The organism is Asticcacaulis biprosthecium C19 (genome assembly GCF_000204015.1).
GTDB classification, from domain to species: Bacteria; Pseudomonadota; Alphaproteobacteria; order Caulobacterales; family Caulobacteraceae; genus Asticcacaulis; species Asticcacaulis biprosthecius.
The window spans coordinates 1,037,149-1,048,591 of record NZ_GL883078.1 but is presented as its reverse complement, the minus strand read 5'-3'; the positions used below and the strand labels follow the sequence as shown (position 1 = coordinate 1,048,591).

6 protein-coding genes are annotated in these 11,443 nt (G+C 60.3%); 1 reads left to right on the top strand and 5 read right to left on the bottom strand.

Translation table 11 applies throughout. The annotated features are described in order from the left end of the window. Positions 1-2,725 (top strand): beta strand repeat-containing protein (locus tag ABI_RS25720; RefSeq protein ID WP_040309316.1); only part of this gene is annotated, 2,725 nt, incomplete at its 5' end. 91 nt (positions 2,726-2,816) lie between these two features. On the opposite strand, the gene ABI_RS15005 is transcribed toward ABI_RS25720, so the two are convergent. From ABI_RS15005 to ABI_RS14985, 5 genes are all read right to left on the bottom strand, one after another. After that, positions 2,817-3,728 (bottom strand): DUF5655 domain-containing protein, encoded by a 912-nt coding sequence (locus tag ABI_RS15005; RefSeq protein ID WP_006273884.1) that lies wholly within the window; start codon positions 3,726-3,728, stop codon positions 2,817-2,819. 10 nt (positions 3,729-3,738) lie between these two features. Beyond that, entirely contained in the window at positions 3,739-4,944 is a 1,206-nt protein-coding gene (locus tag ABI_RS15000; RefSeq protein WP_006273883.1) for a GIY-YIG nuclease family protein, read from the bottom strand. Then, a complete protein-coding gene (locus tag ABI_RS14995) occupies positions 4,944-7,025 on the bottom strand; it encodes a DEAD/DEAH box helicase (protein ID WP_006273882.1) in 2,082 nt (693 codons plus the stop codon). The genes ABI_RS15000 and ABI_RS14995 overlap by 1 nt, the downstream gene beginning before the upstream one ends. Continuing rightward, positions 7,026-9,704, bottom strand: coding sequence for a class I SAM-dependent DNA methyltransferase (locus ABI_RS14990; RefSeq protein ID WP_040309315.1), 2,679 nt, complete (start codon positions 9,702-9,704; stop codon positions 7,026-7,028). It lies immediately after the preceding gene. Between the two features lie 141 nt (positions 9,705-9,845). After that, positions 9,846-10,856 (bottom strand): PDDEXK nuclease domain-containing protein, encoded by a 1,011-nt coding sequence (locus ABI_RS14985; RefSeq protein WP_006273881.1) that lies wholly within the window; start codon positions 10,854-10,856, stop codon positions 9,846-9,848. Positions 10,857-11,443 lie beyond the last annotated feature (587 nt).

Sequence of the window (11,443 nt, the reverse complement as noted above, 5' to 3'; positions counted from 1 at the left end):
CGCCGTCGCCAACACGGGTACGGTTTCCAACGTCGAAACCATCACCGGCAACACCGCGGCCGACGCCATCACCCTGGCCACTGCCCTCACCGCAGGCGTCATCGATCTGGCCGCTGGCACGGACAGCCTGACCTTTGGCAACTTCACCAACTCGGCGACGATTTCGAACACCGAAACCATCACCGGCGGTACGGGTGCCGAAACCCTGACCCTGGCCACGGCCCTGGCCAACACCATGACCGTCGATCTCGGCGCCGGCACCGACGCCATCACCTTGGGCGCCTTCGCCAACACCGGCACCATCACCAACGCCGAAACCATCACTGGCGGCAGCGCGATCGACATCATCACCCTGGGGTCCGCACTCGCGGGTCCGGTCAATCTGGGCACCGGCGTCGACACCCTGAACCTGGGCAACTTCGCCAACACCGGTACGATTTCAAACGTCGAAACCATCACCGGCAATGCCGATGTCGACACCATCACCATCGGTGCGATCCTGACCGCGGCGACGATCAACCTGGCCGGCGGCACCGACGTCCTGACCTTGGGCAACTTCGCCAACACGGCCACGGTTTCGAACGCCGAAACCCTGACCGGCGGCACCGGTATCGACACCATCACGCTGGGCACCACCCTGACCGGTATGACCCTGAACCTGGGCACGGGCGCTGACGTCCTGACCCTGGCAGCCGTCGCCAACACCGGCACGGTCTCCAACGTTGAAACCATCACCGGCAATACGGCAGCCGACGACGTCACCCTGGCCACGGCGATCACCGCCGGCGTCATCAACCTGGCCGCCGGCACCGATGCCCTGACCTTCGGCAACTTCACCAACTCGGCGACGGTTTCGAATGTCGAAACCATTACCGGAGGCACGGGCGCGGATACGGTCACCACGGGGGCTGCCCTGACGGCGGCCACCATCGACCTGGCCGCTGGCACCGACGCCCTGATCCTTGGCGCCTTCGTCAACTCGGTCACTGTCTCCAATGTTGAAACCATCACCGGCGGCAGCGGCGCCGACACGGTTACCCTGGCCACTGTCCTCAGCGGCATGACGGTCAATCTCGGCACCGGACTCGATACCCTGAACCTGGGCAACTTCGCCAACACCGGCACGATCAGCAACGCCGAAACCATAACCGGCAATGCCGATGTCGACACCATCACCCTGGGCGCCATCATCACCGCCGGCACGATCAACCTGGCGGGCGGCACCGACGTCCTGACCCTCTTCAACGGCGTCAACTCGGCGACGGTATCGAACGCCGAAACGGTCACCGGTGGCACCGGAGCGGACACCGTCACCCTGGGCACAACGCTCACCGGCATGACGGTGGATTTGGCCGCCGGCGCCGACACCCTGATCCTGGCCAATGTCGCCAACACGGCGACGGTTTCCAACATTGAAACCATCACCGGCGCAGCCAATGCCGACGCCATCACCCTGGCCACCGCCATCACCGCGGGTGTCTTCGACCTGGGCGCTGGCACCGACAGCCTGACCTTTGGCAACTTCACCAACACCGCGACGGTTTCCAACACCGAAACCATCACGGGCGGTACGGGCAATGAGACTGTCACCATCGGTGCGGCCGTCGCTTCGGCCACCATCGACCTGGGGACGGGCACAGATATCCTGACGTTTGGCAACTTCGCCAATACGGCGACGGTTTCGAACGCCGAAACCCTGAACGGCGGCACCGGCATAGACACCATTACCTTGGCCACGACCCTGACCGGCATGACGCTGGATCTGAAGGCCGGCGAGGATGTGCTGAACCTGGCCAACGTCGCCAATACCGGCACGGTCAGCAACGTCGAGACCATCACCGGCAATGCCGCAGCCGATGTCGTCACCCTGGCCACCCTCATCACGGGCGGCACCTTCAACCTGGCCGGCGGCACCGACAGCCTGACCTTCGGTAACTTCGCCAACTCGGCGACGATTTCGAACACCGAAACCATCGACGGCGGCTCGGCCGCGGACACCATCACCCTGGGCACGGCCCTGACGAACACCATGTCCGTCAACCTGAAGGGCGGGCTCGACGTCCTGAACCTGGGCAACTTCAGCAACACCGGTACGGTCTCGAGCGTTGAAACCCTCAACGGCAATGCCGGCGCGGACGCTATCACGCTGGATGTCCCTGTCGCCAACGGTGTCGTCGACCTGGGCGCCGGCACCGACAGCCTGACCCTGACGGGCGTGAACAACACCGTCTCGGTGACCAATACCGAAACGGTTACCGGCAGCGCGGGTACCGACGTGGTCACTCATAGCGGCAGCGGCGCCATCAGCTACTTCAGCGGCGGCGGCGTGGACACCTACTACTGCGGTGCCGGCATCGACACCGTGGTCATCGACAACGTCACCCTGAACGACCTGGTGACGGTGAAGAACTTCCGCAGCTCCAGCGCGGACAAGATCGGGCTGGATGTGGTAGGTCTGGGCACCTATGCCGACAATACGTTCGATATCGGCGGCACGACCCTGGTGGCAGGCACCAACATCACCAGCGTCAACGACTATGACGCCATGCTGGCGACGTCCCTGTCGAACGGCGGCGACGGTGCCTTCCTCTACCAGAAGGACGTCGGCGCGCTTTACTACGATGCCGACGGCGATTTCAGCAGCGGCGCGGTCATGATCGCGGTTCTGCATGGCACCGGCACCACGCCCTGGATCTTCGACATCAACGGCTTCGTTCTGGGCTAACTCCCGGATAGGGTTGAACTTTTGGGCCTCTGTTCCGAACCGGGACGGAGGCCCTTTTCATATCTTGAGTGTTTCAAGATGCGTGCCAGGATCAGGCGCCGTCGTAGCTGCGCTGAATCAGCGGCAGCGCTTTTTCGAGGTCTTCGGATCGTGACAAGGTGACTTCAAGGTCACCGGTGCCGTAATGACCGATCTTTGAAACGTCGCGGCTGAAGCCGGGTTCCAGTTGCACGGTGACGGGATCGATCTTCAGGAATATGAGAATCCTTCCCTCGCGCGGCCGCACCTCGACACAGGCAAAATTCTTGATACGCTTGAAGGCAATGTAGAAGCGAAGCATCGCCTCCTGAACGTCATCCCCCAAGGCCGAGAGGGTGGCTCTTACCGCTTCCAGGCGGTCGATCATCGCGGCATCCAGGTCTTCGATGACCGCCGATATGGTTTTGTACCTTGTGACCGATGGCGACAACTCGACTGTGCCGGGGAGGGCGACCGGCTTCTTGACCGAAGTCGAGGTCACTTGATCCAACAACAACAGGTCCTCACCAAATCGGCGATACTTGATGAGCCGGATATTGCGCTGAATCTGGCGCACCGCGTGGTCGTCATATCGGTTGAAGTCACCTGCAACGCAGATCAGGCATGGCGCCGACCAGTCGACGCTGTCGGCGACGGCCTTGCCTAGCTTTTCCATGACCAGCCACTGGAAGTCCTTGCGGTGATCCATCAGCCAGTCAAGATAGAACAGGCCCTGGTTGATGACGTTTTCATTCATCGCGCGCTTGTATTCGATGATCACCGGGCAGCCGTTTTCATCCAGCCCAAGCGTGTCCATCCGCCCACCATTCGTAGTGACGAATTCCGTCGCCAGGAAGCGAACGCCGAGCAAGGCTTCGAGATGGCGCTCGAACAGCACCTGGACCGATTTTTCGATCGTGTCGGTGGTGCCGCTCAGTTCCTGAACGGTGTTGTTCGCCAACTTAAAGAGTTTGATGTCGCTCAATCTAACCTCGTCATTTGAGAACAATCTTCTGCTGGCTCACGTCATAGCGGTACAGGTGCAACTGACCGTCCCGGATCAATGCCGCCGCCTGGCTGACATGGTCGGGCAGGACGTAGAACCACTCCTGCGGCCGTATCTTTTTGCCGAAGCGGTCGGTGATAAACAGCTGCGCCGGACGGGCGGCCATGAAAAACCGGTGCAGCAGCGCTTCGACCTTGGCGCGCGACAGGTTCTTCAGTTCAAACGTCGCAACGACCTCAACCGGCGCCAACAGGAAGGTCGGATCGTTACGGGCATCAGCCACACGACGGCTGACGTCCTGTGAGGTCACGCCGATCTTGTGCAGGATGGCGCGGTCGGCGGCCAGCGCCGGGTCCGTTGAAAGCGTTCGCGCAACATAGATGGTTCCCGTCAGGTCCAGCCGGTCGGCGTCGAATTCCGGGTCGAGCGGCCCCATACCCGGCCTTTGCACCACGCGCGCGGTCTTGTCGTCGTTCAAAGACTTGCGGAACGATGACATAAGCGGGTCGCTCTCGGTGCCGTTGGAAAAGATCACCCGCAGCCGATGGTCGCGGGCGCCGCCACGCATGGTCATCTCGCCCTTCTCGGCGATATAGGCCAACAGGCCGTTGCGGATAAAGAAATCACCTTCCAAAGGCTCGATGATCGCACGCTTTTCGATCCGGGTCGCCACGCGATCCCCGGCATCCAGAGCGGCCTGCATATCGTCGAACAAAGCCTGGAAATTCGCAAAATCACGGCACGGGGTGAACTCGGCGCGATGGTCGGGGACCAGACGCTCCGCCGACGGCGTGACGTGGCGCAGCGAAAAAACATCATCGTCGATGCCAAACTCGTCATCGCCCAGAATGTCGTCCAGGCTGTCGGGAATCTCGTCCCCGTCCGGATCGTCCCGCCACGACGGTTCGCGCTTTTGCACCGACCGGGTCAGCAGACCGAGATGGTCTTCGTTGCGCATGGCTTCGGACGCCGTCGCCGACATGCGCGACCAGATGGTCCCCAGGCGCATCTCTTCATGGTCGTCGGCGTCCGCATCGGGCAGGCGGCCCGTGCGCTGAAAAAAGCCCGTCACATCGCGCATAATGGCCGCGCCTCCGTCCGCCGACGGGCGCGACGAAGCCGCACGCAGGGTTACGTTCAGCAAGCCGAATTCATCAGGCTCGGCAAAGATGTCTTCCAGGGTCGGGCGCGGCATCAGCCCGCCCCGTCGCGCATCATCTGCGCCTTGCGGTTCTTCAACCAAGCCAGGGCCTCAGCCATGCGCTTTTCCATCGGGTCGGAGGCATGGACATTGGGCTCGCGGCCTTCCTGCGCCCGGAAGCGCTTGATGCGGACCCATAGGGTGCGCGCCTCCTCTTCCGTCATCTGGACGCGCATGGCGACCATGGCCGTTTGAACATGCGCCAGCAGTGAAGAATCCAGCGACTTCGACGCCACTTCGAAGCGTTCGCGGAACGCGTTGACGCTGTCGATAAGGTCGATATCCAGTTCGCGGACATTGATGAACTTCCGCACCAGGTCGAACAGGGTATTGGGCGCACCCGCCGGTTCGTCGTCGCCGGCAACCAGCGGCGGCGGGCCTTCGAACACGCCGTTGGCGGCCTCCGAAAACCCGGTGGCGGCCTCGCGTCGCGCCAGGGTCAGGATATTCATCCGCGCCGCCAGGTCCTGACGGATGGCCTCGGTCTCGTCCACCGACAGGTTCTCATAGCGGCGCTCGATGATGTCGGTGAGGATCATCTGAGTGGCCACTTCCGGCGCGGTGTCGGGCGCCAGGACGCGGGCATCCATGGCCTGGCAGGCGCTGGCGACCAGATCGTTCATGTCTTTTTCGCAGATGTCGCGGGCGCGCTCGGTCGGCGGTTCCATCAGGCCGCGAATGCCGATGGTCACCTGACCCTGGCCGTCAACGCTGATCGGTTCGCGGATATCGCCGTCCTCGCGGCGGTAGAAGCGGAAGTTGGGGGCCATCACCTGCTCCATCAGCAGCGAACCGGAAATAGCCTTCAGCATATCGTTGACGGCGTCGGTGACCGCGCCGGTTTCGACACCGGGTTCGGCGACCAGGTTGGTGAACAGGGCGCGCGGCTTACCCGGCGCATCGCGGGTGGCGCGACCGATGATCTGGATGATTTCGGTCAGGGAGGCGCGATAGCCGATGGTCAGGGCGTGTTCGCACCACACCCAATCGAAGCCTTCTTTGGCCATGCCCAGCGCGATGATGATATCGACCTTGGCGCGGTCGCCGGCATCGTCGCGGCGGCCATCGGGGCCGCGGACTTCGCGCGACAGCGCCGCCTTGACGATATCCCGGCCGGGGCCGTCATCGACCAGGTCGGCAATGCGCAACACCCGGCCATCGGCGGTTTCAACCTGGTCGAATCCGGTGTCCGGGTCGCGCCCCTTGTGCTCCCCGATCAGGTCGATGATCCGCCCGACCTCGTCATACTTGTCGCCGAAGGCTTCGGCTGAGCCGCGATGGGGGATGTGGATGATCGTCTTCAGCCGCGTGTCCAGCACCTCGGGCAGGCCGTTGACATACTGGCCGCGATAGAAGCTGTAATTGACCCCCAGTGACTTGAGATATTCGTAACCGTCGAGCTGTTCGTAATACGAATAGGTGACGATGGTGAAGCGTTCCTCGTCCTCCGGCCGCAGCACAGGGACGGCGTCACCGCGAAAATAGGACCCGGTCATGGCCATGACGTGCGATTTTTCACGGCGAACAATACGCCGCAGGATTTCGCCCAGCCGGTTATTGTCGGCGGCGGAGACGTGATGGAATTCGTCGATGGCCAGGAAGATGTCGTCGAAGGCCTCGATCCCGCGCGCCTGTTCGACGGCGTCGAAGCCGAAGCGGAAAGTAGCGTGCGTGCAGACCAGGACACGGGCGGCGGAGCTCAGGAACTCGCTGAAGGCCTTGACCTTCTGGGAGTTCGGCGCGTCCTCGACGCCCGACAGGCACAGGTTCCAGCGGTCTTCGACCACCCAGTCGTGGTCGAAGCCGTCCTTGGTCAGGGGCGTCGAGCGAAACGAGGCGCCGATCGAGGTTTCGGGCACGCAGACAATCGTCTTGCCCAGCCCCTGATGGTGCATCTTGTCGAGCGCGATGAACATCAGCGCGCGGCTCTTGCCGGCGGCGGGCGGGGCTTTCAGCAGCAGACACTGAGCGCCGCGCGCGGCATAGGCGCGGGCCTGCATCGGCCGCTGGCCCAGGGCATTGGTCGTCTTGGACGCGCCCGACTGGCCATAGGCGACCTTGACCATCTCGACCATCTACTTGCCCCCCTTGCTGGCCACCTTGGCGGCATAGAGCTTGAACAGCTTTTCCAGCCGCTCGGTGTCGTTGCGGAACGGCCGGCCAATATACATGGTTTCCAGCAGATCGTCGTTTTCGCGATGCGCCTGACGCAGATCGTCGGGCATGTCGTCCGGATCGTACAGATCGGCGATGGTCTTGGGATAATGCTGATAGCGGGTCTTGAGGATGCGCCGTGCCGAGGCGGAAAGCTGGTCCAACTGATCAGGCGTGAACTTGGGAACCGGAAAAGTGTTCCAGCCCATAGTGTTAGAATAGCGATACCGGGTTTCAAGCTTTCCGCAAACCGCACCAATCCAGACTATATGGAGGCGCGAAGCAATAATAGAAAGACACCATATTGGACTATCATAAAGCGCTAGATTTGCGTTTGAGGCAATTACATCTGATTTGACCCATTCTATCGGTAGAAATGGGCGATTTTCTGACGAATGTATAGGGATAAACAGTGCTTGTTCGCGTGCCCAGTTCTGCGCTTGACGAAAGCGATGAGGGTATGCCGCTGCAGGTCGTGTTTGGGCCGCTTTACTGGATGCCCTGAATTTTGCAACGGCATCAAATCTTTCCTTCAATGGCGGTAAAGCTGAAGCGTTTGTTGCCTCTTCGTCAGTTACCCAAATGCAATACCTCTCAATCCCATTTATCACTTCGTCAGACCCCATCAGGCGCTTGATATAAGGAGCTGCTTCGGGAGAGCGACTTAGAATTTCTAATCGTTCTGTAGGCGTCAAAAGAAGGTGGCCACCATCAGTGGGTTTATTTCCATACTCCATATATGGCAGGTTAAAAATAGATCTCGATGATGCCTCAACAAAAATATCTGAAGCATCCAATAAATACGCATTTATATTAGCTGCTTCCGACTCTAAATCACCTTCAAATACTCTCTTCCTATCCTTTGTTATATTCCTCAAACCAACTACAACGCACATTACAGTGGCATTGGAGGCAGCATTATTTCTCCATTTAAATGATCTATGAGCAAAGCCAATTTCTAGGCCGTTTTTAAGAATTTCCGGCCAGAGAGCACCAACAGATTGACCTTGGCAAATTGAGTTTGTGGACACCAGAGCAGATTTTGCATTGCGATTTCGTAGATAATTTGCCGCTTTAAATATCCAGCACGAAACAAAATCTATACGCCTGTGAGCGTCTAAATGTCCGGCGAGAACAAAATCCATATCATTGTTCTGCTCTGGAGACCGGGCGTTATCGCCAAGGAAGGGCGGATTACCCGCAATATAAACCTCTTCTTCGGCAACGGGCGGCGGACAAACTTCCTCCCAATCACGGCGGAGAGAGTTGTCGCACACAATATGTCCACCGTCCCGTAGCGGCAGCAGGGCCGGCATCCGCCCGAAGACGTCGGCAAAGCGCGCATTGGCCTGATATTCGGCGATAAACAGGGCCAGCTTGGCGGTTTCTGCGGCGAAGTCGGTGATTTCGATGCCATGGAACTGGCCCAGGCTGACCGACGACCACATGACGTTCTGCGGGTTGGCCTCCAGTTCGCCCAGCCGCTTCAGCAGGCGGATTTCGCGTTCGCGCAGTTCGCGATAGGCAACGACCAGAAAGTTGCCGGAACCGCAGGCCGGATCGAAGACACGGATCTTCGACAGCCGGGTCAGTTGCGCGCGCAGGGCGGATGCCTTGTCCCAGGCCTTGTCGATGGCAGCGTCGAGATCGTCCAGGAACAGCGGCCCCAGCACCTTCATGATATTGGGCACGGAGGTATAGTGCATGCCCAGTTCCGACCGGGCGTCGGGGTCGGCGATCGACTGGATCATCGAGCCGAAAATGTCGGGATTGATCAGTTTCCAGTCGAGGTCGCAGCAGTCACGCAGATAGCGGAAGGCAACCGGGTCAAAGTCCGGCGCATCGATGGTGCCGGTAAACAGCCCGCCATTGACGTATTCGAAGTTCGCCGTCCAGGCCGGCAGGTCGCTGCGCTCGCCCTTGGGCCGGTTCATGGCGGCGAAGGCCGAGACAATGGTGTCGCGGGCGTGCTCGCCCTTATTGCCGCCATAGGAAAAGACAGCGTGGGAGAACTGATGCTGGGTGAAGATGCCGACGTCTTCGGAGAACAAGCAGAAGATCAACCGTGTCATGAACAGGTTCATGTCGTGACGGCGTTCGGCCTGCTTCCAGTCGGGATTGACGCGCATCATAGCGTCGTAGAGCTTGGCCAGCTTACCCGAAGCCTTGACGTCGACGGGGTTTTCCTCGGCGGCCTGATAGCGGTCCTTGCCCGCCGCCGGCAGGAAGAAAGCGAAATGGGTGCCCAGTTCGTTGAAGGGACAATGCAGGGTGTCGCCGGATTTCGGGTGTTCGGCGGCGATCATTTGGCCGTCGGTGGCGATCAGGATGACCGGTTTGGCCGAGGCGGTCTTCTTGCTGGCGCGCAGGGCGGCCAGGGTTTGGGCCGTGTCGCTGGGCAAGGCCGGTGCATAGTGGAATTTGCGGTTCAGCAGCACACCGCCGTTCAGGTCGGATTTGTTGGTGGCGCCGGATCTGAGCTTGGCGATGGTGGCGCGGGCATTGTCGGTGGCGTCGGCGAAGGCATAGCCGAATTCAGCGGCGTCGAACGGCGCTTTGGCGATGACGTCCAGCGCATCGGCAATTTCGGTGGGATTCATGATTCGCCCGTAAGCCCCTGAGTTTCCCCGGACATTTGCACGTCATGCGGATACCGGCAAGGGCGGCAACTCAAAAGGGTTCAGGCGCGCTTGCTGCCGAAGGCCGGACGCCGTCCGTTCGGGCCGCAAAGAGCTTCACGCTTATATGTCCTCTCCCTGGCCGCTGGCGTTCAACATGTAAAACTCATGCAGCTTGGCGCGCAAAAGGTCCTTGTCAGGCAACTGGGTTTGGTACTGCGCGACCAACGCCGGGGACAGGCTGCGGCTGAGGGCATATTCCACCACCTCATCGTCGGCGCTGGCGCACAGCAACAATCCGATGGCTGGGTTTTCGTGGGCCTTGCGGACATCGCGATCCAGGGCTTCGAGGTAGAAGCTGAGCTTGCCCAGATGCTCCGGTTCGAACCGGCCGATTTTCAGCTCGATCGCCACCAGGGCGTTCAGGCCGCGATGAAAGAACAGAAGGTCGAGCGCGAAGTCGCGCCCACCGACCTGAAGCGGATATTCCGACCCGACAAAACAGAAGTCACCACCCAGTTCGATCAGGAAGGCCTTCAGCCGGGCCAGCAGCCCCAGATGCAGATCGGATTCATGATGCGCGTCAGGAAGTCCAAGGAATTCCACCATATAGGCGTCCTTGAAGACGGTCACGGCGTTCGGATGCATTTGTGACAGCAGTGCTGACACTTTTGGCGGATGCAGGACGGTGCGCTCGAAAAGGGCCGCCTTGATCTGCCGTTCCAGATCGCGACTGCTCCATTTTTCGGCTATGGCCTGACGCAGGTAGAATTCACGTTCTTCCGGACGCCGGCTCTGGCCCATGACGATTAAATGGTGCGTCCACGGCAATTGTCTCAGCAGTGCCGCGACAATTGGAACGTCACGGTACGTCTCGTAAAATTGTCGCATCCGGTAGAGGTTGCGCGCGGTGAATCCGCGTAGGCCGGGATAGGTCGCGGCGATATGCTGAGCCAACCGCGACGTCACGCCTTCGCCCCATTCGGCGGCGGCGATCTTACGGCTCAGGGTCTCGCCAATCTGAAGATAGAGTTCGATCAAGATGGTGTTAACCGCCGAATAGGCCTTTTGGCGCGACGCCTCGATCAGCCGGATAATCGGTGCAAAGTCATCGCCGGGCGCAACCTGTTTCATTGTTTCCCTCTATGTGGCGCAGCGCGACGTGCACGCCCTTGAACGGTCAAGCCTATCTTGCCAGTTGCGTAAGGCGACCTTTCACCCCCGTCAATGGCGAGCTGAACCGGAAGAAGAAGTTTGACCATGCGCCTGTTGCACTCGATTATGGAACGCGCCCGTGCTCCGGCGCGTAATCGGGTCAGAGATGTTGTTCGTCTGGGGTCGTGTTACATTGTCGCGGCGCTGCTGCGACATTTGGCGATGACCAAACGCTTAGCCGGCGGCTGCGCCGTCTCTCTTGCAGGGCGCTACGGAGCCAGCGTCGCGACCACCTGAGTTCCACCACTCAGTGGGACACGACCACCATATCCGACACGGGTATCGCAGAACGGGAAGAAGACTTTTGACCACGAACGGCACGAACAGGCACGAACGTCTGGGCAGACTTGACGTCGCCGCGCAGCGGCATCTTCGCAAGATGGGATCCACAGATTACACAGATTACACAGATTAAGAACCGACAAGAAATCTGTGTAATCTGTGGACCTCTTTTTTGAAGCTGTTGCCGCGGCGCGGCGGTGGAGCAAAAGACCTGAAGTTCGTGT

Coding starts and splice junctions, on each gene's coding strand:
- ABI_RS14985 (WP_006273881.1), bottom strand. CDS start 10,856: ATGAAACAGGTTGCGCCCGGCGATGACTTTGCACCGATTATCCGGCTG.
- ABI_RS14990 (WP_040309315.1), bottom strand. CDS start 9,704: ATGAATCCCACCGAAATTGCCGATGCGCTGGACGTCATCGCCAAAGCG.
- ABI_RS14995 (WP_006273882.1), bottom strand. CDS start 7,025: ATGGTCGAGATGGTCAAGGTCGCCTATGGCCAGTCGGGCGCGTCCAAG.
- ABI_RS15000 (WP_006273883.1), bottom strand. CDS start 4,944: ATGCCGCGCCCGACCCTGGAAGACATCTTTGCCGAGCCTGATGAATTC.